This is a genomic window from Myceligenerans halotolerans, from assembly GCF_054782975.1.
In genome coordinates this window covers 168,404-191,102 of the sequence record NZ_BAAGRL010000023.1, presented here as the reverse complement: position 1 = coordinate 191,102, position 22,699 = coordinate 168,404, and the positions used below count along the sequence as shown (strand labels likewise).

At 73.4% G+C, this 22,699-nt stretch carries 24 protein-coding genes; 8 read left to right on the top strand and 16 right to left on the bottom strand.

Annotated elements, in window-relative coordinates:
- Nucleotides 1-377: hypothetical protein (locus ACYVK5_RS16305; RefSeq protein WP_460706855.1), on the bottom strand; the 377-nt coding region annotated here is incomplete at its 3' end.
- Between the two features lie 581 nt (nt 378-958).
- Between ACYVK5_RS16305 and ACYVK5_RS16300 the strand changes: the two genes are divergently transcribed.
- Nucleotides 959-1,945 carry a glycoside hydrolase family protein gene (locus tag ACYVK5_RS16300; RefSeq protein WP_460706853.1) on the top strand — a complete coding sequence of 329 codons (987 nt, stop codon included), beginning with the start codon at nt 959-961 and terminating at the stop codon, nt 1,943-1,945.
- 10 nt (nt 1,946-1,955) lie between these two features.
- Here ACYVK5_RS16300 and ACYVK5_RS16295 read toward each other — a convergent pair whose 3' ends face one another.
- A complete protein-coding gene (locus tag ACYVK5_RS16295; RefSeq protein WP_460706851.1) occupies nt 1,956-3,005 on the bottom strand; it encodes an EamA family transporter in 1,050 nt (349 codons plus the stop codon).
- A 39-nt stretch (nt 3,006-3,044) separates the two neighbouring features.
- Between ACYVK5_RS16295 and ACYVK5_RS16290 the strand changes: the two genes are divergently transcribed.
- From ACYVK5_RS16290 to ACYVK5_RS16280, 3 genes are read left to right on the top strand one after another with little or no spacing between them, the layout of a single operon-like run.
- Complete coding sequence (locus ACYVK5_RS16290) at nt 3,045-3,578, top strand: CGNR zinc finger domain-containing protein (RefSeq protein ID WP_460706850.1); 534 nt, start codon at nt 3,045-3,047, stop codon at nt 3,576-3,578.
- A gap of 14 nt (nt 3,579-3,592) precedes the next feature.
- Entirely contained in the window at nt 3,593-4,303 is a 711-nt protein-coding gene (locus ACYVK5_RS16285; protein ID WP_460706848.1) for a sulfotransferase-like domain-containing protein, read from the top strand.
- Between the two features lie 34 nt (nt 4,304-4,337).
- Entirely contained in the window at nt 4,338-5,258 is a 921-nt protein-coding gene (locus ACYVK5_RS16280) for an aminotransferase class IV (RefSeq protein WP_460706846.1), read from the top strand.
- 150 nt (nt 5,259-5,408) lie between these two features.
- Here the strand turns inward: ACYVK5_RS16280 and ACYVK5_RS16275 are convergent, their stop codons facing one another.
- The 7 genes from ACYVK5_RS16275 to ACYVK5_RS16245 all read right to left on the bottom strand — a co-directional run bounded on the left by ACYVK5_RS16275 (nt 5,409) and on the right by ACYVK5_RS16245 (nt 14,019).
- Nucleotides 5,409-6,281 (bottom strand): alpha/beta hydrolase family protein, encoded by an 873-nt coding sequence (locus ACYVK5_RS16275; protein ID WP_460706844.1) that lies wholly within the window; start codon nt 6,279-6,281, stop codon nt 5,409-5,411.
- Between the two features lie 49 nt (nt 6,282-6,330).
- On the bottom strand, nt 6,331-7,764 hold the full coding sequence (gene pntB, locus ACYVK5_RS16270; RefSeq protein WP_460706841.1) for a Re/Si-specific NAD(P)(+) transhydrogenase subunit beta: 1,434 nt from the start codon (nt 7,762-7,764) through the stop codon (nt 6,331-6,333).
- The gene (locus tag ACYVK5_RS16265; protein ID WP_460706839.1) at nt 7,761-9,311 is read right to left on the bottom strand and encodes a Re/Si-specific NAD(P)(+) transhydrogenase subunit alpha; all 1,551 of its coding nucleotides are present in this window, start codon (nt 9,309-9,311) and stop codon (nt 7,761-7,763) included. The genes pntB and ACYVK5_RS16265 overlap by 4 nt, the downstream gene beginning before the upstream one ends.
- Before the next feature lie 6 nt (nt 9,312-9,317).
- Nucleotides 9,318-10,610, bottom strand: a complete 1,293-nt coding sequence (locus ACYVK5_RS16260; protein ID WP_460706837.1) for a cytochrome P450 — start codon at nt 10,608-10,610, stop codon at nt 9,318-9,320.
- Nucleotides 10,607-11,527, bottom strand: a complete 921-nt coding sequence (locus ACYVK5_RS16255) for a diacylglycerol/lipid kinase family protein (RefSeq protein ID WP_460706835.1) — start codon at nt 11,525-11,527, stop codon at nt 10,607-10,609. The genes ACYVK5_RS16260 and ACYVK5_RS16255 overlap by 4 nt, the downstream gene beginning before the upstream one ends.
- A gap of 142 nt (nt 11,528-11,669) precedes the next feature.
- Nucleotides 11,670-12,377, bottom strand: coding sequence for a phosphatase PAP2 family protein (locus ACYVK5_RS16250; RefSeq protein WP_460706833.1), 708 nt, complete (start codon nt 12,375-12,377; stop codon nt 11,670-11,672).
- A 31-nt stretch (nt 12,378-12,408) separates the two neighbouring features.
- Entirely contained in the window at nt 12,409-14,019 is a 1,611-nt protein-coding gene (locus tag ACYVK5_RS16245) for an FAD-binding oxidoreductase (RefSeq protein WP_460706831.1), read from the bottom strand.
- 20 nt (nt 14,020-14,039) lie between these two features.
- Between ACYVK5_RS16245 and ACYVK5_RS16240 the strand changes: the two genes are divergently transcribed.
- Nucleotides 14,040-14,681 (top strand): TetR/AcrR family transcriptional regulator, encoded by a 642-nt coding sequence (locus tag ACYVK5_RS16240; protein WP_460706829.1) that lies wholly within the window; start codon nt 14,040-14,042, stop codon nt 14,679-14,681.
- Nucleotides 14,678-16,222, top strand: a complete 1,545-nt coding sequence (locus ACYVK5_RS16235) for a glycerol-3-phosphate dehydrogenase/oxidase (protein WP_460706827.1) — start codon at nt 14,678-14,680, stop codon at nt 16,220-16,222. Before ACYVK5_RS16240 ends, ACYVK5_RS16235 begins: the two co-directional genes overlap by 4 nt.
- A gap of 3 nt (nt 16,223-16,225) precedes the next feature.
- On the opposite strand, the gene ACYVK5_RS16230 is transcribed toward ACYVK5_RS16235, so the two are convergent.
- On the bottom strand, nt 16,226-16,681 hold the full coding sequence (locus tag ACYVK5_RS16230) for a cytidine/deoxycytidylate deaminase family protein (RefSeq protein WP_460706825.1): 456 nt from the start codon (nt 16,679-16,681) through the stop codon (nt 16,226-16,228).
- Nucleotides 16,678-17,358, bottom strand: a complete 681-nt coding sequence (locus ACYVK5_RS16225) for a RibD family protein (RefSeq protein ID WP_460706823.1) — start codon at nt 17,356-17,358, stop codon at nt 16,678-16,680. Before ACYVK5_RS16225 ends, ACYVK5_RS16230 begins: the two co-directional genes overlap by 4 nt.
- A 271-nt stretch (nt 17,359-17,629) precedes the next feature.
- Here ACYVK5_RS16225 and ACYVK5_RS16220 point away from each other — a divergent pair, with 271 nt between their 5' ends.
- Nucleotides 17,630-18,427, top strand: a complete 798-nt coding sequence (locus tag ACYVK5_RS16220; protein WP_460706821.1) for a phosphatase PAP2 family protein — start codon at nt 17,630-17,632, stop codon at nt 18,425-18,427.
- Here the strand turns inward: ACYVK5_RS16220 and ACYVK5_RS16215 are convergent.
- The gene (locus ACYVK5_RS16215) at nt 18,352-18,945 is read right to left on the bottom strand and encodes a TetR/AcrR family transcriptional regulator (protein ID WP_460706819.1); all 594 of its coding nucleotides are present in this window, start codon (nt 18,943-18,945) and stop codon (nt 18,352-18,354) included. The two genes, ACYVK5_RS16220 and ACYVK5_RS16215, sit on opposite strands and share 76 nt — an antisense overlap.
- A 102-nt stretch (nt 18,946-19,047) precedes the next feature.
- On the opposite strand from ACYVK5_RS16215, the gene ACYVK5_RS16210 reads away from it, so the two are divergent.
- A complete protein-coding gene (locus ACYVK5_RS16210; RefSeq protein ID WP_460706817.1) occupies nt 19,048-19,470 on the top strand; it encodes an organic hydroperoxide resistance protein in 423 nt (140 codons plus the stop codon).
- Nucleotides 19,471-19,632: 162 nt separating this feature from the next.
- Here the strand turns inward: ACYVK5_RS16210 and ACYVK5_RS16205 are convergent, their stop codons facing one another.
- From ACYVK5_RS16205 to ACYVK5_RS16190, 4 genes are read right to left on the bottom strand one after another with little or no spacing between them, the layout of a single operon-like run.
- Nucleotides 19,633-20,595: an ABC transporter ATP-binding protein gene (locus ACYVK5_RS16205; RefSeq protein WP_460706815.1), complete on the bottom strand. Its 963-nt coding sequence runs from the start codon at nt 20,593-20,595 to the stop codon at nt 19,633-19,635.
- Entirely contained in the window at nt 20,592-21,395 is an 804-nt protein-coding gene (locus ACYVK5_RS16200) for an ABC transporter permease (protein ID WP_460706813.1), read from the bottom strand. The genes ACYVK5_RS16205 and ACYVK5_RS16200 overlap by 4 nt, the downstream gene beginning before the upstream one ends.
- Nucleotides 21,392-22,171, bottom strand: a complete 780-nt coding sequence (gene modA, locus ACYVK5_RS16195) for a molybdate ABC transporter substrate-binding protein (protein ID WP_460706811.1) — start codon at nt 22,169-22,171, stop codon at nt 21,392-21,394. The genes ACYVK5_RS16200 and modA overlap by 4 nt, the downstream gene beginning before the upstream one ends.
- A complete protein-coding gene (locus ACYVK5_RS16190) occupies nt 22,168-22,563 on the bottom strand; it encodes a TOBE domain-containing protein (RefSeq protein WP_460706809.1) in 396 nt (131 codons plus the stop codon). Before ACYVK5_RS16190 ends, modA begins: the two co-directional genes overlap by 4 nt.
- Nucleotides 22,564-22,699: the final 136 nt, after the last annotated feature.

The window sequence follows — 22,699 nt, the reverse complement described above, 5'->3', positions numbered from 1 at the left end:
GCACGCAGCATCTGGACCTGACCGCGCGCTTCACCGGGCTTGGCCGCCGTCAGCAGCCACTCATGCACCGCAGCAACATCGGCCGCCGACACGTCGGTGGCCAAGGCGCCAGTCGAGCCTCCAGTCGCCGACATGCCAGTCGCCGACACACCGTTCGTCGAGGCGCCAGCCGCCGAGACACCGGTCACCGGGACACCGGTCGCCGGGACGCCGTGGGTCGAGACGCCAGTCGCCGACATGTCAGCCGCTGAGAAGTTGGCCGGGATGCCGTCGGCCGAGCTGTCGTGGGTGGACACGGTGGTGCGCGGGGGCGTCGTGGCCTGCCCGGCCCCGTCCTGGGGGCCGGGCAGGAAGCCCGTGGCGCGTCGTGTCGTCATGCCCTCAATTCTCTCAGCAGGCCGAGGCAAGCACGAGCTGAAACCCCTATCTGGCACCAATCTGTGGAACAAATGTTCTGCACACAGTCGCCGTCGGCGTCCCTCCCGCACAACGCCGTCATGACGGTCCCTCATCGCGGGCCCGGGCCCGGGGCCGGTAGCCGGGGGCCGAGGCGCCGATGACGCCCCACGGCCCTCTGGTAGGCGGCGGCCATGGCCCCGGCCACCGCCGTCGTCGTCGGCATGGAGCGCCCTCGAATCCCCCCCACTGCCGGCGCGAGTGCCTCAAGCCGGCCGCATGGGCATCACCGCCGCCCTCGCGAGGCGTGCAGCGCACCCAGTAGTACGGCCAGCAGAGGACGCACCCCGCCAGCAGCCAGATCACGACGCGGCCGCGCAGGACTCGGCGACAACCTGACCCACGGCACCCTGCCCCACCGGGGCACCCCGCGATTGATAGGGTCGGGGCAACGACCTACCTGACACGCAGGGGAGTCCACGCCCGTCTTGGCGTGCTCGATTCCGCGGAGGTCGTCATGGTCAGCCACTTCTCATCGTCCCGGTGGGCTTCACTGTGGGACATGGCGGACGGGCCGATGCCACCCGGTCTGCTCGGTGTGGGCGATCCCGACGTCCATGTCATCGATGGCGTCCCGACGATGTTCCTCGGAGGATTCAGCACCACGTTCAGGAACCGTCTGTACGTGGCCACCCTCGACGAGGCCGACGACCCGGCAGGCTCCGCCTGGCGTGTCGAAACGGACGCGCGCGGACGTGCGCGCGCCCTGGCTGCCGATCCGCCCCGAGGGGCATGGGACGCCTCCGGCATGCACACGCCGTCGTACGTCCCGGCGTCCGACGGACAGCCGGCGCGCATCTACTACACCGGCCGCTCCTCCCGGAAGCAGTACGGATCCAGGAGCAGGTACGCGATCGGGATGCTCGAGCACCTCGACGGGCGGTGGGTGCGTCACGACGAGCCTCTGGTCCAGGGCTCCCCGCCACGGCTCAGCGTGCTCGAACCGCTCGTGATCCACGACGGCGGTCGCTACGTGATGTGGTTCCAGGCGAACGAGCACGAGATCGGTCCCGGCGAGCTTCCCGACTACGAGCTCCGGGTGACCGAGAGCGCGGACGGGATCACATGGGACGAACCGCGAGTGTTCGCAAGCTCCGTGGAAGGGTTCTTCGACAACGCCGTCACGCGCACACCGGACGGATGGCTCATGGTCCTCGCCCGAGGTGCGGACCTCCACGGAACCGGCGGATTCCCACCGCAGGGCCTGTGGCTGAGTACAGCGACCGAGCTCACGACGAACCGAGCCGACTGGTCGGAGCCGCGACACGTCGTACGGACGGAGGATCCCGGAACGCCCGCGGCTCTCGCCCGCGGCACCTATGGTCCGGGCATACTGCACGTGGCCGGCCCCGACCGCACCATCCTGTACGCGACGGGCGTGCGTGCCACCCCACGCTGGCCACGATTCCTTCTCGGACGCCTGTTGCGCGGGCGACGACCCGTGGCCCCCTCGCCGTTCTACCTCTCGGTCGCAGCCATCGAGCTGTGACCCCAGCCCGTCAGCCCCGCTCCCCCGCCCGGACCGTGATGATGCCCGCGAGGATCAGCACGCCGCCGACGATCTGCACGGGGGCCGGGGCCTGGCCCAGCAGCAGCCACGCGGCCAGCACCGCGAACATCACCTCGGTCAGACCGACGAACGAGGCCAGCCGCGCGCCCAGCCGCCGGCTCGCCGCGATGCCCGCCGTGTAGGCGACGGCCGCCGTGACGACACCCAGGCCCAGCACCGGCACCCACCAGGGAACGGTGAAGTCCTGGAACCGTACGGCCTCGGCCGCGACCCGCAGCGGCACGATCCCGATGAGGCCCGCGACCAGCAGCGACACGCCGCCCGTCAGCAGACCGCCCGAGGCCAGGGCGACGGGTGGCAACCCTGTCGGCCGCGCCGACATCACGAAGTAGCCGGCCGCCCCCACCATGGCGCCCAGCGCCCACAGCACTCCGGGCACGCTGATACCGCCGTTACCGGCGAGATCCAGCACCAGGACGAGCCCGCCCAGTGCGACCACCCCGCCGATGCACGTCAGCAGGCCCGGCCGCCGGCCGTGCCGCGCCCACATCCAGCCGACGACGGCCACGGGCGCGAGGAACTCGATGAGCAGCGCGACACCGACGTCCAGGTACGACACCGCGTAGAAGAACGTGAGCTGCGTGCCCGCCACCGGCACCAGGCCGTACGCCAGGAGCGACCAGAGGTTCGAGCGCAGCAGGGCCCACCGGCCGCGGAGCGCCAGGATCGCCGGGATCGCGAGCACCGCGCCGCCGATGAGCACACGGACCGTGACGGCCGCCCCCGCCGTCCAGCCGGCGTCGAGCAGGCCGCGGGCGAACGGACCGGACAGCGAGAACGTCGCCGCGGCGAGAAGGGCGAAGGCGATACCGGCCGTCGCCGTCACGCCCGGAAGCGCGTCGGCGGAGGTCGACGGCGCTACCGCACCCGTCGGCGTCGGCGCCGGCCCGGGGAGCGCATCGGCGGGCGACGGGCGGACCGCCGTCGGCCCGCCCCCGAGAGCGCTGGGAACACCCGTGTCACGAGTCATATCCGTCATGACTCATGACAGTAGGCCTGCACGCGGTAATGTGTCAACATGCTTTTCGAGCATGACACCGAACCGAACCTGCGGGCCGCCGTCGCCCTGGTGAACTCGGCCGAGCCGCCGCTCACGCTCGAGACGGTCGCCGACCTGGACGCGTTCTACGTGGCGCACGGCTACACGGTCCGGCACGACGGGGACGCGGCCGAGCTCGCCGCCGTCCACGCGCTGCGCCCGCGCCTGCGCGAGCTCCTCATCGCGGACCGCGACACGGCCGCCGAGCTGGCCAACCGCATACTGGCCGACGTCTCGGCCGTGCCGCGCCTCGTCCGGCACGGCGACACCGACTGGCACCTCCACTCCGTGCCCGACGACGCCCCGTTCACCGATCACGTCGCCGCGGAGACGGCACTCGCCATGGCCGACCTGATTCGCGCCGACGAGATGTCGCGCCTGTCGGTCTGCGCCGACCCGACCTGCGAGGGCCTGGTCCTCGACCTCTCCCGCAACCGCTCCCGCAAGTTCTGCAGCACCCGATGCAGCAACCGCGCCGCCGTCGCCGCCTACCGCGACCGCAAGCGCACCTGAGTACTCTGCCCACCATGACGCTACGCATCGCCATGTGGTCCGGCCCTCGTAATCTGTCGACCGCGATGATGCGCAGCCTCGGCAACCGGGCGGACACCTCGGTGGTCGACGAGCCGCTGTACGCCGCCTACCTGGAGAGCACGGGGATCGATCATCCCGGCGCCGCGGAGGTCATCGCGTCCCAGCCGTCCGACCCGGCCGTCGTGCTGCGAGAGCTGACGACCGGCGCCGTCCCCACGGCCGTGCACTACCAGAAGCACATGACGCACCACATCCTGCCGAGCACGCCGCGCGAGCCGCTCGCCCACCTGACCCACGCGTTCCTGATCCGCGACCCCGAGCGTGTGCTGGTCTCCTACGCGAAGGTGCGCTCGGAGCCCACGCTGGAGGATCTCGGGCTGCCGCAGCAGGTCGAGCTGTACGAGCGGTTCGGCGGCCCGGTCGTCGACGCCGCCGACGTGCTGCGCGACCCCCGCGGCACCCTCACCGCGCTGTGCGCCGCGCTCGGCCTGGAGTTCGACGACGCGATGCTGTCCTGGCCGCCCGGCCCTCGCGCGGAGGACGGCGTCTGGGCGAAGCACTGGTACGCGGGCGTCGAGGCGTCCACCGGCTTCGCCGCGGAGTCACCGGGCACGCGCGACCCGCTGCCGGACCGTCTGCGGCCGCTGCTGGAGCGCTGCCTGCCGTACTACGAACGGCTCGCGCCCTACGCGCTGCGCCCGTGACGCGCCACGATCCCCACGAGGAGAGGAATCACCCATGCTGCAGACGTTCGACGAACGCAACCGTGACCTGCAGGTCTGGATCAACGGCAAGCTCACCCACCGCGACGAGGCGCGCGTCAGCCCGTTCGACTCGCTGGTCCAGGGCGGCGACGGCGTCTGGGAGGGGTTGCGCCTGCACGACGGCCGCATCTTCGGGCTGACCGAGCACCTCGCGCGGCTGCGCCGCTCGGCCAAGGCTCTCGCGTTCTCCGAGATCCCGTCCGACGACGAGCTCGTCGCCGCGATCCGCGAGACCCTCGCCGCCAACGGCATGCGCGACGACGTGCACATCCGCCTCACGCTCGGCCGCGGCGAGAAGATCACGTCCGGCATGGACCCGCGGCTCAACCAGGCCGGGCCGACGCTCATCGTGCTCGCGGAGTTCAAGCCGCCCGTGTACGACGCCGGTGGCATCACCCTGGTGACGTCGTCCGTGCGGCGGCACCGCGCTGACTCGCTCGACCCGAAGATCCACCACAACAACCTGCTCACGTCGATCCTCGCGAAGATCGAGGCGAACGTGGCCGGCGCCGACGACGCGCTCATGCTGGACGACGCCGGCTACATCGCCGAGACGAACGCGACGCACGTCTTCCACGTGGCCGACGGCGTCCTGCGCACCTCCACCACCCGCGCCTGCCCCGAGGGAATCACCCGCGCGACGGTGCTCGGCCTGGCAGCGGAGGCGGGCATCCCGTCCGCCGTCGGCGACTTCTCCCTGACGGACCTCTACACCGCGGACGAGGCCTTCGTGACCGGCACGATGGGCGGCCTCGCACCGGTCCTGTCGGTAGACGGCCGCCCCATCGGACCGGGTACGACGGCGGACGCCGCCTCCGGCCCGGGCCCGGTCACCACCCTTCTGACATCGGCCTACGCCGCCCTGACGACAACCTCGGGCACCCAGGTCTGCTGACCCACGGCCCCAGCGGGCGCGCGTCCGGTGTGGTCGGTCGGTTGTCGGATGATCGGGCGCCCGAGGGACCGATCATCCGACAACCGACCGACCACCCGACAACCAGCCGACCATCCGACGAGCCGTCGGCCGCACCGCCCGTCCCGGCGCCTACCCCGCGCCCGTGATCGCGGGGAGGACCACCCGGTCCCAGCCCGCCGCGGACCTCGGCCGGAAGAAGCCCAGATGGCCGACGCGTTCGGCGCCCATCTCGGCCGGCGTGACCTCGCGGTGCGTCAGGTCCGCACCGGAGTACCACTTCAGCATCGCCTCGGTGGTCTCCCGCGTCACGAGTTCGTCGTCGGTCATGTGCAGGGACACGATGGGCATCTCGACCTTGGCATACGCGTCGGCCGCGTGCGGCACCTCGCCCAGGAGGTACTCGGGGTGCATCGCCCACCGCATCCACTGCCGCATCACCCCGGCGGGCGCGTTGCCCATGAATCGCACGCGCTTGCCGGGGTAGTAGCCGGTCATCCGGATCACCGCAGGCAGCAGCACGCGGAACGCGAAGGGGGCGGCCCACGCCATGCGGGACCTGCTGATCTCGACGTGGGGGTTCCCGCCGGCCACGAACAGCGCGCGGTCCACCACCTCGTGCTTCCCGAGGCCCAGGATCTGGCTGCCGAGGCTGTGCCCCACGTAGGTGACGGGTAGCCCATCGGCGTGCTCGGCCGCCCAGCCGACGACGTCGGCCGCGTCCCCGGCCCAGGCGAGCAGGTCGGCGTCGACGTCGCGCAGGTGACGACCGCCTGACGACGACGCGAACCCGCGGTAGTCGAACGTGACGGCACGGATCCCGTGCCCCGCGAGCCAGTCGGCGAACCCCGCGTAGAACGACGCCGGCGTGGAGAACGCGGGCGCGATCACCGCGACGCCGCGAGGCTCGCCGCCAGGCTCGAACGTGCTGACGGCGAGGTCGTGACCGTCCCGCGCACGGACGGTGTGTCGAACGGGCTCGGCACCGGCATGTTCGGTCGTCACGCGGCCAGACTACCCCGAACCTGATACGCCGAGTATCGGCTACCTCCGCTCACAGCGCCTTGATGATCTCCTCCACGCGGTCCTTGGCGTCGCCGAACAGCATCGTCGTGTTCTCCTTGAAGAACAGCGGGTTCTGCACGCCCGCGTAGCCCGTGGCCATGGAACGCTTGAAGACGACGACGTCGCGCGCGTGCCACACCTCCAGCACCGGCATCCCGGCGATGGGCGATCCCGGGTCGTCCTGCGCGGCCGGGTTCACGGTGTCGTTGGCGCCGATCACGAGCACGACGTCGGTCTCGCCGAAGTCCGCGTTGATCTCGTCCATGCCCTCGACGATGTCGTACGGCACCTTCGCCTCGGCGAGCAGCACGTTCATGTGCCCGGGCAGCCGCCCGGCGACCGGGTGGATCGCGAACCGCACCCGCACGCCCCGCTCGGCCAGTTTCGCCGCGAGGTCCGCCACGGGGTACTGCGCCTTGGCCACGGCCATGCCGTATCCCGGCGCGATGATCACGCTCCGGGCGGCGACGAGCTGGTCCGCCACCGTGGGCGGAGTCGTCTCGCGGTGCTCGCCGTCGGGCCCGTCCGACGACGACGGACCGGCGGCCTGCCCGAACCCGCCGAGGATCACGGACACGAACGAGCGGTTCATCGCCCGGCACATGATGTAGCTGAGGATCGCACCCGAGGACCCGACCAGCGCGCCCGTGATGATCAGCAGGTCGTTGCCGAGCATGAACCCGGCCGCGGCCGCGGCCCAGCCTGAGTACGAGTTCAGCATCGAGACGACGACGGGCATGTCTCCCCCGCCGATCGCCGCCACGAGGTGCCAGCCGAGCGCCAGGGCGAGCACCGTCATGAGCAGCAGCGGCACCACGGCAGCGCTCCCGCCGGCGGGCCCGACCGCGGCCAGGTACCAGGCGAGCAGCGCCGCGCACCCCACGACGACGGCGAGGTTCAGCCAGTTCCGCGCGGGCAGCATCACCGGCGCCGACTTCAGCCTCCCGGACAGCTTCCCGAACGCCACGAGCGACCCGGTGAACGTCACGGCCCCGATCAGCACGCCGAGATAGATCTCGACGGCGTGCACCGTGTCGCCGCCGTCCCCCGCCGGCCCCTCACCCAGCGGGAACGCCGTGAGATACGACCCGTACCCCACCAGCACCGCCGCGAGACCCACGAACGAGTGCAGCAGCGCGATGAGCTCGGGCATCTGCGTCATCTCGACGCTGCGCGCCCGCCACGTGCCGACGGTCGCGCCGACCACGAGCACGAGCAGGATCAGCGCCGCCGTGACACCCACGGGCCGCTCGGAACTCACGAGGGCGAGCGCGATCGTCGCGCCGAGCGCCAGCACCATGCCGGCCATGCCGAGGTTCACGCCGCGCCTGGCGGTCTCCTGCCGGGACAGTCCCGCCAGCGAGAGGATGAACAGCACCGCCGCCACGACGGAGGCGCCCTGGACCAGTCCGGTCGTCGTCATCGCGCGCTCCCCTCGGCAGGTGTCTCGTCGGCCTTGCGGAACATGCGCAGCATGCGGCGCGTCACGAGGAACCCGCCGAACACGTTGATGCTCGCGACCGCCGCCGCGATGGTCGCCAGCACGGTCACCAGCAGCGACGAGGACCCGATCTGCAGCAGCGCGCCGACCAGGATGATGCCCGAGACGGCATTCGTCTGACTCATCAGCGGCGTGTGCAGGGCGTGGGTGACGGACCGGATCACGTAGAACCCGACGACGACCGCGAGCGCCAGCACCGTGAAGTGCCCGACGGTCTCGGCGGGTGACGCGGCGACGGCCAGTCCGCCGAGCACGGCGCCCGCCACGGCGAGTGCTCCGGTGAGCCAGGCGGGCCGGCGTCGTGCAGGCTCGGCAGGGACGACGGCGGGCGTGGTGGCGGGCGGAGCTGCCGCGCTGACCTGCACCGCGGGTGGCGGCCAGAGGACCTCGCCGCCGCGGGCGACGGTGATGCCGCGCTGGACGACGTCGTCGAGGTCGAGCCGGACCTTGCCGTCCTTGGCGGGCGTCAGCAGGGTGAGCAGGTTCGCGACGGCCGTGCCGTACAGCTCGGAGGTGTGGCGCGGCATGCGCGCGGGCAGGTCGGTGTAGCCGAGGACGACGACGCCGTTGCCGGACACCACCCGCTCCCCCGGGACCGTGAGCTCGCAGTTGCCGCCCCCGGGTGCCGCGAGGTCGACGATCACGGAGCCGGGCCGCATGGCCGCCACCGCCTCGGCGGTGAGCGTGGTCGGCGCGGTGCCGCGCACGAGTGCGGTGGTGATGACGATGTCGGCCGCGGCGGCCTCCCGCGTGTAGAGGCGCAGGGCGGCGGCGAGCTGCTCCTCGGTGAGGGGTGTGGCGTAGCCGTCGGCGCTGATCTGCTGCTGCGCCTCGGGTTCGGAGACGAACTCGGCGCCCATCGACTCGATCTGCTCGGCTACCTCGGGCCGGACGTCGAAGGCGCGCACGCGCGCGCCGAGCGCGGTGGCGGCACCGAGGGCGGCGAGCCCGGCGACGCCGGCGCCGATCACGAAGACGGTGGCGGGCCGGGTGCTGCCGGCGGCGGTGACCTGGCCGCCGAACATGCCGGAGTACTCGGCGGCAGCCTCCACGACGGCGCGGTAACCGGCGACGTTGGACAGGACGGAGAGCACGTCGAGGGACTGCGCCCGCGAGATGCGGGGCACGGCGTCGAGGGCCAGCGCCGTGATGCCGCGTTCCGCCAGGGCGCGGACGCGGTCGGGGTGCGCGGCGGGGGCGAGCCGGGCCACGAGGGTCGAGCCGGGCCGCATCCGCTCGGTGACGTCGTCGGGCACCACGGTGCAGACCACCACGTCCGACTCCCACGCGACGGCGGGGTCGGAGACGACGAGCGCGCCGGCGGCACGGTAGTCGTCGTCGGGCAGTCCGGCGGCGGCTCCGCCGCTCTCGGTGACGACGACGTCGTACCCGAGGGCGCTCAGTCGTGTCACGGCCGACGGCGTCGCGGCGACCAGGGGGCCCGCGTCGTCGGGGATGCCGATCTGCATCTGTGCCTACCTTTCGTCGTCTGTTCTGCGGGGAACGGGGAAGGTGACGGGCAGCCGGGCGGGGTAGCGCAGCCAGGGTGACGGCGCCCACTCGAGGCCGGCCGGGTCGCCGTCGAACGACACGTGCAGGCGCCGCACGAGCGTCTCGGCGGCGATCCGCGCGATGACGCGCGCGAGCCGGGGTGCGGGGCAGGCGTGCGGCCCGCCGCCGAAGGAGAGGTGGGCACGGTTGCCGATCTCCTCCCACTGGTCGTCGGGGAGGATCGCGGGGTCGTGGTTCGCGGCGTGCACGGACATCACGACTGCTTCGCCCCGCTCGATGAGCTTGTCGTCGAGCAGGACGTCGCGCGTGGCGTACCGCGGCACCATGTTCGGGTTGGGGGTCGAGCGCCACAGCACCTCGTCGAGGGCGTCGTCGATGTTCAGCCGGCCGCCGCGCAGGCGGTTCGAGAAGCGCTCGTCCGTCAGGACCAGGGTGAGGGTCTGCGCGACCCAGGAGAGCAGGGACGTGCTCGCGATCGACGTGAGGGCGATCAGCGTCTGCGCCCGTTCGAGGTCGTCCTGGAACGCCGGGTGGCGGGCCAGCACCCCGGCGATGTCCCGCGTGTCGCGTTCCGCGCTGCGGGCGAGGTGCGAACGGACGATCCCGCCGAGCTCCTTGCGCAGTTCCCTCGCGTCCGGGCCCGTCTCGAAGATGGCCTGGATGATCTCCTGGATGCGCTGGGCGTCCTCGGGGTCGTATCCCGCCAGCTCGGACATGACGAGGAAGGGCACGGCGGCGGCGTACTCGGCGACGAGGTCCGCCCGGCCGCGCCGCTCGAACCGCTGGATGAGCATCGTGCACAGGCGGCGCACGACGACGGCGGTGCGGATCTCGTCGACCTGCTCCAGGGCGTCGTCGATCGGGGCGCGCAGCCGCATGTGCTCGGCGCCGTCCTGATGGATCGCGGTGTGCTGCCGGGCGCGGGAGATCAGCGGGCGCAGCCCGGAGTGGGGGCCCAGCAGCTCGTCCTCGTGCCCGCGCCAGGTGGAGGGGTCCTTGACGAAGGTGCGGTCGTCGCGCATGACGGCGACCACCTCGGCGTGCCCGAGCACCAGCCAGGCCGGCACGCCGGGCTCCAGGTCGACGGGAGCGATCGCCCCCCAGCGCTTCCTCAGCCGCGAGTACACCTGGTCGGGGTCGGCGGCCGACGTCGTCTCGGAGAGCAGGGGCCGGTCGTGCACGTCCGCCAGCCGCAGCGCGGGTCCACCGGGTCCGGGCAGGCGGGCGGCTCCGGGCGTGCGCCCGAGTTCTGTCATGGTCGTCCTCCGTCCCGTGGCAGGCAGAGCATGAGGGTCCGGTGGTGTGCCGTCACGGTGACGGGCAGCGGCCCCACGGGCTCGCCGTCGGCGTACATGACCAGCTCCTGGTCGGCCTCGACACGCACGGAGGCCGCGCGCAGCGAACGGACGCCCGGGCGGCCCAGGTGCTCGCCCCGCTTGATCGGCGTGTCCAGGCCGATCAGCCCGAGGCGGCCCACCGCCTCGACGAGCGTGAGGTCGAGAAGGCCGTCACGCGGGTCGGCGCCGGGAAGGATGGGGCGACCGCCGCCGTAGTAACGCGTGTTGCCGACCGCGAGCAGGTGGCCGGGGACCTCGACCGGCTCGCCGTCGCTGTCGGGCACGAGCCGGTAGGTGAACGTGCGCAGCCCGAGCAGTTCGAGGTACGTGCCCAGGGTGTACCGCGCGGCGCCCTTCGGGCGGCGCATCCGGTTGATCCGCTCGTTGGCCCGCGAGTCGAACCCCGCGCAGGCGATCGTCGCGAAGGGAGTGACGCTGCCGTCGTCGCCGGTGATGGTGCCGGTGTCGACGAGCCGGCGGTCACCGTCGAGCACGACGTCGGCCGCGTCCCGCGGGCCCGGCGGGATGCCGTGCATCCGGGCGAGGTCGTTGCCCGTTCCCCCGCCGACGACGGCGAGCGGCACGCCGGTGCCGATCAGGTGCGGCAGGACGGCGGCGATCGTGCCGTCGCCACCCACGACCGCCAGCACGTCCGGCCCGGCCGCGACCGCCTCCTTCGCGAGGCGGGCCGTGTCCTCACGACCGGCACCCTGATAGGTGCGGACCGTGGCGCCGCGCTCGGCGAGCCGGCCGACCACCGCGCCCGCCTGCTCGACTCCCGCGCCACGCCGCGACGCAGGATTGACGAGCACCGCGATGTGCCCGCTGTCGTCCATGCCGCTCCCTTCCGGGTGGATCCGCGTGGACCTGGTCTTGTGATGCCCCGCACAAGGGCACTCGTGGATGCTAGCGGAACAAGGACCAAAATCCGGTCGCCCGCAAGTCACGATCCGGACAGGATGCCGGGGCTGCGGGGCGTCAGCGACGAGCGGCGTCGAACAACCTCGAGCGCAGGCGGAGAGCCCAGGGGGCGCGCATCGGGATCGGCGGATCGCCGTGAAGGACGGTGACCGCCACCGCCAGCGCCAGGAGCCCGACCACCCACCCGCCCGGGACGTCGCTGATCCAGTGGTAGTCGACACGGACCATGATCCAGCCGGAGAAGATCACGACGACGCCGCTCACCACCATCCAGGGCGCGAGCCACACCCGCCGCGGCCACAGGCCCCGCTCGCCGATGAGCAGGATCCCGGCCATCGCCCAGGTGTACGCGGCATTCGCGGCATGCCCCGACGGCCACGCCCGCCCGCCGCCCAACAGCACGTCGATGCCGGTGTGCGGCATCGTGCGGCCGAGGCCGAACTTGAGCGAGTAGCCCACCACCGCGACGACCAGGAGCCCCGCCAGCACCGCGACCAGCGGCCGCCAGTCCCGCCCGCGCAGCGCCTGCCAGCCGGCGAGGACACCGAGCACCGGAACCGTGACGAGGCGCTCGCCGGTGATGGTGGCGAACGCGTCCAGGAGCCACTTCACCGGCCCGGCCGGGAGGTTGGCGTCCGCCCAGACGTGGTACTCCCAGTCGGCCGCGACGAACGGCCCGGACACCGCGACCTGCCACGTGCCGAGGGCGAGCAGGACGGCGGACACGCCTCCGAGCCACGCCATGCCGGTCGGAACTTGCTTCACGCGCCCGATCCTACGGGCACCGGCGGCCGGCTCACGCCCGCGGCAGGAGCGTGCCCGGGTTCATGATGCCCGCCGGGTCCAGCTCCTGCTTGATCGCCCGGAGGATGCGCAGGCCGTGCTCGCCGATCTCGTGCTCCAGCCACGGGGCGTGGTCCGTCCCGACGCCGTGGTGGTGCGAGATGGTCCCGCCCGCGGCCATGATCGCGTCGTTGACGCGCGCCTTGACCGGTTCCCACGCGGCGGCCATGTCGCCGGCCAGCCCTGCCACGACGGTGAAGTACAGCGACGCTCCCGTCGGGTACACGTGGGACACGTGGGACAGGATGCGATGCTTCGCGCCCGCCGCGCCGAGCCCCTCGGTCAGGGCCTCGGTGACCGCGGTCCGCAGCACCTGGAGGTCGGCCCAGGTCGTGGCCGTCTCCAGCGTCTCCGCGAACACCCCGTGCTCCAGCAAGGTGTCGCGCAGGTAGGGCGCGCCGAACCGGCCGTGGTCCCAGGACTCGGCGAGCCTGCGCGACGCCGGCCGCCCGCCCGCCGCGGTCAGCACGGCGGCGGTCGCGTCCCGCCGGGCGCGGGCCAGGTCCGCGGGTCCCTCGTGCAGCACCACCGCGGTGCACCCCTTGCTCAGCGCCTTGCCGATGCTTCCCACCTGCGCGAGCGAGACGGCGGTCTCCGCCTCGTCGGACAGCCGGATCACGGTCGGCCCGGTCCCGGCCTGCGCCACCCGACGCAGCGCGTCGGCTCCCGAGCGGAAGCCGGCGAACGTGAAGGCGTCGAAGTACCGTTCGGCCGGGGTCTCGTGCACCCGCAGCCGCACCTGCGTGATGACCCCGAACGCGCCCTCGGAGCCGAGAAACGTCCGCACCAGGTCCGGCCCCGCCGCGGATCCCGGCGCCCGCCCGAGGTCCAGGGTCCCGGTGGGCGTGACGACCCGCAGGCCCGTCACCATGGCGTCGAACCGCCCGTGCCCGGCCGAGTTCTGGCCCGACGAGCGCATCGCCGCGAACCCGCCGAGCGACGCGAACTCGAAGCTCTGCGGGAAGTGACCCAGCTCGAACCCGCGCTCCGCGAGTGCGGCCTCGGCGTCGGGCGCGCGCGTGCCGGCCCAGAAGGTCGCCTCGCCGGACACCTCGTCGAGCCGTTCCAGGCCCGCGAGCCGCCGCAGGTCGAGGCTGATCACGCCACGGTGGTTCCCGGCGTCGGGCCCCAGTCCTCCGGTGACGGCGGTCCCGCCGCCGAACGGGACGACGGCGAGCCCTCGCCCGGCCGCGATCCGCAGCACGGCGCCGACGCCCGCCTCGCTGCCCGGCAGCACGACGGCGCCGGGCGCGGCCTGCTCGCGTGCCCGGCGACGCAGCAGGTCCGGGGTCGACTTGCCGCCCGCGTGCAGCACGCGCGCGTCGTGGTCGGTGCGCACGTGCTCGGGCCCGACAGCGGCCGCCAGCGCCTGCACGTCCGCGGCGTCGAGCTCCGGGGTGGTGAGTTCGACGTCGCCGAGCAGGAGCTGCTCGGTCCGCCTCGGACGGTGCCCGAGCACGGCGGTGAGCAGGAGCTTGACGCCGCCTGGCAGCCTCTCGGCGGCCTTGGCAGGATCGCCCCAGCCGTCCCAGCGCATGTCGGGGACTTCACTGTTCTCCGTCATGGATTACAGTGTTACACATCATGTCAGTCCGTAACGAGCATCCCGCACCCGCACCCGACGCACCTGACGCGATCGGCGTGCGGCTCCTCGACGCGGCGGGACGCCTGGTCGCCACGCGCGGCCTGAAGGGACTGACGATCGCGGAGCTCGCCCGGGAGGCCGAGGTCAGCCGGCCCACGGTCTACCGGCGCTTCCGGTCGTCCGACGACGTCGTCCGCGCGCTGCTCGGCCACCGCGCCCAGCTCCTCGTGACCCGGGCGAGCCGGAACGCGCGACGCCGGTCCGGGACCGCGACCGGCCGCGACGCCGAGGCGCCCGACCGGGTCGCGATCGTGGCGGGGGTGCTGGAGTTCGGCGACCTGTTCCGGGCCGACCCGGTGTTCCGGCGGCTGATGCGGCGCGAGCCCGAGGTGTTCACCCGGTACACGCTGCAACGCATCGGGCGGTCGCAGCGCGTCATCCACGAGTGGATCGCCGCCGCGCTCGCCACCGCGCAGGCCGGCGGGACCGTGCGTCGGGGCGATCCGCACGACATGGCCCTGATGGTGCTGATCCTCTCCCAGGGCGCACTGCTCTCCGGCCCGACGGTCGCCGACCTCGTCGACCCGGACGCCTGGCGCGCCGAACTGGCCCACGCCCTCGACTCGTACCTGCGGCCGTGACGCGGCGCGCGCTGAACGCCGCCCGCCGCGCTCGCGAGCTCGACGAGGTGGCCTCCTCCGGGGTCGACGTGCTCGTCGTCGGGGGCGGCGTGACCGGTGCGGGCGTCGCGCTCGACGCCGCGTCGCGCGGCCTGTCCGTGGCGCTGGTCGAGGCGCGCGACCTGGCCTGGGGCACGTCGCGCTTCAGCTCGAAGCTCGTGCACGGCGGGCTGCGCTATCTCGCGACGGGCGACGTCGGTGTCGCCCGCGAGAGTGCCCGCGAACGTCACCTGCTCATGACGCGGATCGCCCCGCACCTGGTGCGCCCGCTGGGTCAGCTCGTGCCCGTGCTCCCGGCGCTGTCCGCCGGGCAGGTCGCGGCCTCCGCGATCGGGATGTCGCTGGGCGACCTGCTGCGCCGGAGCGCCCGGACGCCGTCGTCGGCCCTGCCCTCCTGGCGCCGCACGAGCGCCGGCGAGGCGCTCCGGCTCGCTCCCGCCCTGGCGTCCGGCGGCCTGCGCGGCGGACTCCTCGGTCACGACGGGCAGCTCGTGGACGACGCGAGGCTCGTCGTGGCGCTCGCCCGCACCGCGGCGGGGCTGGGCACGCGGGTGCTGACCCGGACGCGCGCCGAGCGCATCCGGTCCGACGGCGCCGACCTGACCTGCGCCGTCACCGGCCAGAGCCTGAGCGTCCAGGCCCGCGCGGTGATCAATGCGACCGGCGTGTGGGCGGGCAGGGTCGACCCGTCGGTGCGACTACGGCCGAGCCGGGGCACGCACATCGTGATCCCCGCGGCGCGCCTGGGCGACCCGGGCGTCGGGCTGATGGTGCCGCTGCCAGGTTCGGTCAGCCGGTTCGTGTTCGCGCTGCCGCAGCAGCACGGTCGTGTGTTCGTCGGGCTCACGGACGAGGAGGCGTTCGGCCCGGTGCCCGACGTCGCCGAACCGACGCCGGCCGAGATCGAGTTCCTGCTCCGCACCGTCTCACGCGTGCTGGAGGTGCCGCTCACCAGCGACGACGTCGTCGGCGCGTATGCGGGGCTCCGGCCGCTGGTCGACACGGACGGCAGCGGGCGCGGCACCGCCGACGTGTCCCGGCGCCACCTCGTGCGGGTCTCGGCGGGCACGGGCGCGGTGAACGTGCTGGGCGGCAAGCTCACCACCTACCGGCAGATGGCCGAGGACGCGGTCGACCTGGCGGTGCGGCACGCCGGGTTGACGGCAGCTCCGTGCCGCACCCCCTCGCTCCCGCTGGTGGGAGCCCTGGGCTCGGCGCAGGGCCCGCTTCCGTCCGGGATGGACCCGGAGCTGTGGGCCGGCGTCGTGGCGCGGCACGGCACCGAGGCACACCGGGTCGTCGGCGAGGCACGCACCCGCTCGGCCGCGGCCGCCGTCGGGCACCTGCGGATCGCGCGGGCCGAGATCGAGTGGGCGATCACGCACGAGGGCGCCCTCGACGCCGACGACGTCCTGGACCGCCGCACCCGCATCGGCCTGGTCCCGGCGGACCGGGCCGCCCTCGCCGACGAGGTCGAGCAGATCGTCGCCGAGACCACATAGGCTTCAGCCGAGCAGGTGGAGGTTCGGTTCGCGGGCCGCCTCGGCCAGGTCGGGGATCTGGGTGACCGTGCGGCCGGCCTGCCGGAGAATCCCGGCGCCGTGCCCGTCCACGAACAGGGCGGGCTCGGACCACGCGTACACGATCCGGCCGATGCCCGTCGCCAGGATGTGCTCCGTGCAGGTCACGGGACGGGAGGCGCGCGCGCTGCACGGTTCGAGCGAGGTATAGATCGTGGCGGTAGGCAGCCGGTCGTGGTCCGCGCCGGACACGTCCGCGAGCGCGGCCTCCTCGGCGTGCTCCGTCAGGTCGTGGCGGCGCGACCAGCCGCGGCCGAGCTCGTCGCCGTCGTCGGCCACGATGATCGCGCCGACGCTGAAGGCCGTGCGCGACGGCGGGCACCGGTGCGCCAGCGCGATCGCCTCGAGCAGGAGTTCCCGGTCGGCGGGTGTGGCGGTCATGGCGCGGCTCCCGGGGCGTAGCGCAGCAGGACCAGGTCTCCCATGGGGCGGGCCTCGAGCAGCGTCATCGGCCGCCCGGGCCCCTGTGGGAAGGCACCCGGTCCGGTGAATCGCGGGGCGGCGGCGTCGCCGACGAAGAACGGGGCGAGCACGACGTGCAGTTCGTCGACCAGGCCCGCCGTGAGGAACAGGGTGTGGACGCGGCCGCCGCCCTCGACCATCAGCCGTTCGACGCCGCGGGCGCCGAGGTCGGACAGGATCGCGGCCGGATCGATGCGCGGCCCGAGGGGGACGACGTCGGCCACGGGGCCGAGACGAGCGCGCACGTCGCCGACGGCGGCGTCGGTGGTGTAGACGATCTTGCGGACGTCGCCGGTGAAGAACCGGGATCCCGGGGCGAGGTCGCCGCCGGCCGTGACGGTGACCTTGATCGGGGTCTCGGGCCGCGAGCCGGCGGCGCGCTTCGCGCGGCGTTCCTCCGACCGCACCTCCAGGCGGGGATCGTCCGCGCGGATCGTGCCGGCGCCGACGAGGATCGCGTCCGCCTGCGCCCGCTCGTCGTCGACGCGGTCGAAGTCCGCGCCGTCGGAGAGCAGGAGCCGCTCGGTGCCGGCGTCGTCGATGTATCCGTCGAGGGACACCGCGACCGACAGGAGCACGTGCGGGCGAGGGGGCATGACACCAAGTTTCTCAAATTCCCGCGCCAGTGACCCACAGCACTTTGACGACCTGCGAACATCACGGCGCGATAACCATTATCGAGCCATTGTGAATCTCTCGTGCGACCCGGGCACAAGCTGGGGCGAGCGGGTGAAATCGACCATAGGATCACGGGCGATGTGGCGAATTCAGGGGGCGCACAGCGCGGCTTACAGTGGCGCGCCAGGACGGGGGCTGCCCCCGAGGGCGCGGTCCGCGACGATCGTGTACTCCGCCCGGAGCGGCGCCGTGCCGCAGCCGTGGGTCGCCCCGGCGACCGTCGGCGTCGTCCTCGTGCTGGCGTTCGTGTGGATGGTGCTCCAGGTGATCTCGGCCGGGCCCTTCATCGCGTGGGACTGGGTCGCCCGCGAGTGGGTGTACGCCCGCCGGGCCCAGGGCGGGGCGGCCACGTTCCTCGAGGTCCAGGCGTTCGTCACCGGTGAGCGCTGGGCGACGGTCCCGGTCGTCATGGGTGCGAGCGCGCTGGTCGCGTACCGGCGCGGCGGGCTGCGGCCGCTGTACGCCGTGATCGCGGGCCTCGCGACGATCGCGGCGATCGGCTACCCGGTGAAGTTCGGCCTCGGGCGCTCGAGCCCGGTGACCGGGGTCGACCTGCTGCACGCCGGAGGGCAGGCGTTCCCGTCCGGGCACGCCGCCAACACGGCGTTCACCGCGACGATGGTCGTGTTCCTGCTGTACGGATCGGCGGGGCTCCGCCCGGACCCGCGCCGGTTCCGCCGGGGGGTCGTGGTCGTCGTCGCGCTGCTCGCCGTGAACGGGCCGCTCGTGGCCTGGATGGGGTACCACTGGCTCAGCGACATCCCGGCGGGCTGGCTGATGGGCTTCATCGCGGTGTGCGTCTCGCTGACGGTCCTGCACTGGCCGGATCGCATCCCGGCCGTGCCCGAGGAGGACGACGACGAGCCCGGATTCCCGGCTCTGCCCTCGCCGCTCCCCTCGCTGTCGGCCGGTCAGGCGGCCTCGGAGATCAGGTCCCGGACGCCGGCGCGCAGGGTGGCCCGCGCCTCGGCCGGGTCGCCGAGGTAGCCGGCCACCATCGCGCCGTCGCGCATCGCCATCCAGCGCCGGCCCGCCCCGGCCGGTTCCGGATGTCCCGCACCCCGCAGCGCCTCGGTGACCGCGCCGAGCAGCCAGCCGCGGTGCGCCTGCACGGCCCGGCGCACGGGGCTGTCCGGGTCCGGGTACTCCGCGGCCGCGTTGATGAACGCGCAGCCCCGGAAGCCGGGGGCGCACAACGTCTCCCCCACCAGATCCGTCACTGCCGAGAGCCACGTCGCCGCGCTCTCGGGTGAGTCTGACGGCGGTTCGCCGGCATGCGCCCGTATCGCCGCGTCGGTCGCCTCGATGTAGGCGACCACCAGGGCTTCCTTCCCGGCGAAGTGCCGGTAGAAGGTCGCGCGCGTGACCGACGCCTCGGCGACCACGCGCTCCACGCCCACGCCGCGCACGCCGTCGGCGTAGAACAGCTCGGACGCCGTGCGGAGGAGGCGGTCACGTGCGGCGGACGGACGTGCCGCCGTCGTGCCCGGTGCGTGGGTGGTCATGTCTCCACGGTAGCCGCGTCTTCTTGACATGGCGCTGCCTTCCAGGGTGTAGTGAGGCCCGCAAGCAGAACGACCGTTCTTTCTACTAATGATGGAGGACCCATGCCCGCTCTCTACACCGCCTCGGCCACCGCCACGGGCGACGGCCGCGACGGCCGCGCCGTCACGTCGGACGGCCTGCTCGACGTCGACCTCGCCGTCCAGAAGGAGCTCGGCGGCACCGGCGGCGCGACCAACCCGGAGCAGCTCTTCGCCGCGGGCTGGGCGGCCTGCTTCCACAGCGCGCTCAAGCTCGTGGCGCGCCGGGAGAAGGCCCCGATCAGCGACACGGCCGTCACCGCCGAGGTCGGCATCGGCCCGAACGAGGCGGGCGGCTTCGCCCTGGAGGCCGTGCTCACGGTCGAGATCGGCGGCGTGGAGCAGCCGGTGGCGGAGCGCCTCGTCGCCGCCGCCCACGAGGTCTGCCCCTACTCGAACGCGACGCGCGGCAACGTCCCCACGGACCTCAAGGTCGTCACGGCCTGACCCACAAGTGCGCCCCAAGCTGCGGGGCGCTCCGCGCTTGGCACACTTTTCACGCGAGGTCGGCTCGTTGTCGGATGATCGGTCGCTCGGGGGGCCGATCATCCGACAACGAGCCGACCACTCGCCGGCCCGCCGGCCGGACCACTCGCCGGCTCGCATCACTCAGTACGTCGTGATCGCCGTCTCCTTGACCGACAGCCAGACCTCGCGGCCCGGGGCCAGGCCCAGCTCCCGGGTCGCGGCGGGGGTGACGTCGGCGATGAGGTCGTGGGTGCCGTGCACCTGCAGGCGGACCGCATCGCCGTGTGGGGCAGCGCTCCGGACGGTGCCGGGCCAGCGGTTGCGCGTCGAGTCGTCCGGCAGGTGCACGGAGACCGTCACCGCCGACGGCGAGAACGCGCGGAAACGGTCGCCCTCGCGGATCACGTTGAGCCCCACCAGCCGGGCGACATGCTCGGTGCGGGGCCGCGCGGCGACCTCGTGGGGCGGCCCCGCCTGGATCAGCCGGCCGCCGTCGAGCACCGCGACCGTGGTCGCGAGGGTGAGGGCGTCGATCGCGTCGTGGGTCACGAGGACCGTGACGCCGGCGTACTCCGCGAGATGCCCGGCGAGCTCGACCCGGAGCGCGGCGGCGACACCGACGTCGAGCCCGGTGAACGGCTCGTCGAGGAGCAGGAGGGCGGGGTCCGTGGCGAGCGCCCGGGCGATCGCGACCCGCTGCGCCTGACCGCCGGACAGCTCCCCCGGCCGGCGTTCGGCCAGGTCGCCGACCCCGAGGCGATCGAGCCAGTCGCGGGCGACGAGGCGCGCCCGCCCGGCCGCGATCCCCCGCGCCCGCGGTCCGAACGCCACGTTCTCCAGCGCGCTGAGGTGCGGGAACAGCCGCCGGTCCTGGAACACGACCCCGACGTGGCGCTGCTGGGGCGGCAGCCGCGTCAGCTCGGTCCCGCCGAGCCGCACCGCCCCGCCCACGGGCTGCAGTCCCGCGAGCGCCTGCACGAGCGTGGTCTTCCCCGCCCCGTTGGGGCCGACGACGGCGACGACGTCCCCGGGCGCGGCCGCGAGCTCGACGTCCAGACGCCCGGGAACGGCCAGCCGCGCCGACAGGCCGGCGCGCCCGCTCATGCCGTCACCAGCCAGCGATCCCGCAGGGCGACGAGCACCCCGACCGAGACCACGAGCATGACGAGGCTGAGCGCGAGGACGGCGTCGGTGTCGGCCTGCCGCTCGACGTAGATCAGGGTCGGCATGGTCTGGGTCACGCCGGGATAGTTCCCGTTGAAAGTGATGGTGGCGCCGAACTCGCCGAGCGAACGGGCCCAGCCGAGGACGAGGGCGGCGGCGATGCCGGGAAGCGCGAGCGGCACGGTGACGCGGCGGAACGTGAGCCAGCGGGACGCGCCGAGGGTCGCCGCGGCGGCGTCGTGCACCGGGCCCGCGGCGCGCAGGCCGCCCTCCATGCTGACGACAACGAACGGCAGCGCCACGAACACGTGCGCGAGCACGACACCCCAGGTGGTGTACGGGAACGCGAACCCGGTGACTCCCAGCAGCGGCTCCCCGAGGAAACCGGAGCGGCCGAACGCCGTCCGCAGGGCGATGCCGGCGACGACGGGCGGCAGCACCATCGGGACGATGACGAGCGACCGCACCAGCCGGCGTCCGGGGAAGTCGACCCGTGCGAGCACCCAGGCGAGCGGCAGCCCGAGCACCAGGCAGATCACGATCGCGGCGGTGGAGGTGACGACCGAGAGCCACAGGGCCTCGCGGACGGCCTCGGAGCCGAGCGCCACGGCCAGGCTCGCGGGATCGGTGGCCGCGACCATCGTGACCAGCGGGGTCACGAGCAGCAGCACCGCGAGCGCGGCGGGGATCAGCAGCACGAGGGGAGCGCGGCCGAGGGGGTCGCGCAGTGTCTCCGTCATGGCGTGGTGAACCCCGCCTCGGTGAGGACGCGCTCGCCGGCCGGGCCGGTCACGAAGTCGGTCCATTCCTTGGCGAGGTCGGCGTCGCGCGTCTGGTCGAGGACCACGAGGAGGTAGGAGTTGCGCTCGCGCTCCGCTTCCGGGATGTCGACGGTGGTGACGGCGTCGCCCGCGGAGGCGGCGTCGGTGGCGTAGACGAGCGCGGCGTCCGCCTCGCCGGAGACGACCTTGTCGAGGGAGGCGCGGACGTCCTCCTCGAGGCTCGCCGGCCGGGCGGTGACCCCGGCGTCCTCCAGGACGGCGCGCGCCGCCTTGCCGCAGGGCGCCTGGTCGGCGCAGCGCACCCAGGTGGTGCCGGTCAGGTCGTCGAGGGACCCGACACCTGCCGGGTTGTCGCGTGGCGTGACGACGACCAGCGTGTTCGTCGCGATGAGGGTGGGGGTCGCGGCGACGCCGGCGGCGATCGCGATCGCCATCGCGTCCTCGTCGGCGGTGGCGAGAACGTCGCCGGGGGCGCCGTCGGCGGCCTGTGCGGCGAGGTCGGTGCTGGAGCCGAAGGAGAACTCGACGTCGACGCCGTCGTGCGACGCCTCGAACCGCTCCCCGAGCTCGGTGAACACGTCGGTGAGCGAAGCCGCGGCGAGCACCTGGAGGCTCTCCCCGCCCCCACCCCCTCCCCCGGAACACCCCGCCACCACGACGGCGAGCACCCCACTCAGCCCTCCGGCCCAGACACGCCCGCCCCACCGGCCCTCGACCGCGCCGGTATCCCTCATCGCGGACGCTCCACGACGACGTTCGTCGCCTTCACCGAGGCGATGGCGCGGACGCCCGGCTCCAGCCCGAGTTCCGTGGCCGCCTCCGCGCTCATCAGGGAGACCATCCGGTACGGGCCGCAGACCATCTCGATCTGGGCCATCACGGTGTCCTTGGTGACGCGGGTGACGAGTCCCGTCATCCGGTTGCGGGCGCTCACGGAGCCGCCGCGGGTGCGCGCGTGCTCGCCTGTGTCGACGAGTGACGCGGCCAACTCCGCCAAAGGGGCGCCGGGGATCACCGTGCGGCCGTTCCGGGTTCCGGTCGCGACGCGCCCGGCGTCGGCCCAGCGCCGCATCGTGTCGTCGCTGACACCGAGCAGCTCTGCCGCTTCCGCGATCCGGTACTCCATACGGCCTATGATGCCGCATCTGCGGATCGTTCCCAACCAATCACCCGCACATGCGGCAGGTCACCGGGGCGTGGCCACCGGCCGTCCGGAGCCCACACCTGGACTCGGACCTTGACCGAACCCCGACCCCGACCAC

Excerpts from the sequence above, each read along its gene's own strand:
- ACYVK5_RS16300 (WP_460706853.1), top strand. The coding sequence starts at position 959 with ATGGCGGACGGGCCGATGCCACCCGGTCTGCTCGGTGTGGGCGATCCC.
- ACYVK5_RS16225 (WP_460706823.1), bottom strand. The coding sequence starts at position 17,358 with ATGCCCCCTCGCCCGCACGTGCTCCTGTCGGTCGCGGTGTCCCTCGAC.
- ACYVK5_RS16230 (WP_460706825.1), bottom strand. The coding sequence starts at position 16,681 with ATGACCGCCACACCCGCCGACCGGGAACTCCTGCTCGAGGCGATCGCG.
- ACYVK5_RS16205 (WP_460706815.1), bottom strand. The coding sequence starts at position 20,595 with ATGAGCGGGCGCGCCGGCCTGTCGGCGCGGCTGGCCGTTCCCGGGCGT.
- ACYVK5_RS16260 (WP_460706837.1), bottom strand. The coding sequence starts at position 10,610 with ATGACAGAACTCGGGCGCACGCCCGGAGCCGCCCGCCTGCCCGGACCC.
- ACYVK5_RS16265 (WP_460706839.1), bottom strand. The coding sequence starts at position 9,311 with ATGCAGATCGGCATCCCCGACGACGCGGGCCCCCTGGTCGCCGCGACG.
- ACYVK5_RS16280 (WP_460706846.1), top strand. The coding sequence starts at position 4,338 with ATGCTGCAGACGTTCGACGAACGCAACCGTGACCTGCAGGTCTGGATC.
- ACYVK5_RS16285 (WP_460706848.1), top strand. The coding sequence starts at position 3,593 with ATGACGCTACGCATCGCCATGTGGTCCGGCCCTCGTAATCTGTCGACC.
- modA (WP_460706811.1), bottom strand. The coding sequence starts at position 22,171 with ATGAGGGATACCGGCGCGGTCGAGGGCCGGTGGGGCGGGCGTGTCTGG.
- ACYVK5_RS16295 (WP_460706851.1), bottom strand. The coding sequence starts at position 3,005 with ATGACGGATATGACTCGTGACACGGGTGTTCCCAGCGCTCTCGGGGGC.
- ACYVK5_RS16190 (WP_460706809.1), bottom strand. The coding sequence starts at position 22,563 with ATGGAGTACCGGATCGCGGAAGCGGCAGAGCTGCTCGGTGTCAGCGAC.
- ACYVK5_RS16215 (WP_460706819.1), bottom strand. The coding sequence starts at position 18,945 with ATGACCACCCACGCACCGGGCACGACGGCGGCACGTCCGTCCGCCGCA.
- ACYVK5_RS16290 (WP_460706850.1), top strand. The coding sequence starts at position 3,045 with ATGCTTTTCGAGCATGACACCGAACCGAACCTGCGGGCCGCCGTCGCC.
- ACYVK5_RS16240 (WP_460706829.1), top strand. The coding sequence starts at position 14,040 with ATGTCAGTCCGTAACGAGCATCCCGCACCCGCACCCGACGCACCTGAC.
- ACYVK5_RS16255 (WP_460706835.1), bottom strand. The coding sequence starts at position 11,527 with ATGGACGACAGCGGGCACATCGCGGTGCTCGTCAATCCTGCGTCGCGG.
- ACYVK5_RS16210 (WP_460706817.1), top strand. The coding sequence starts at position 19,048 with ATGCCCGCTCTCTACACCGCCTCGGCCACCGCCACGGGCGACGGCCGC.
- pntB (WP_460706841.1), bottom strand. The coding sequence starts at position 7,764 with ATGACGACGACCGGACTGGTCCAGGGCGCCTCCGTCGTGGCGGCGGTG.
- ACYVK5_RS16245 (WP_460706831.1), bottom strand. The coding sequence starts at position 14,019 with ATGACGGAGAACAGTGAAGTCCCCGACATGCGCTGGGACGGCTGGGGC.
- ACYVK5_RS16200 (WP_460706813.1), bottom strand. The coding sequence starts at position 21,395 with ATGACGGAGACACTGCGCGACCCCCTCGGCCGCGCTCCCCTCGTGCTG.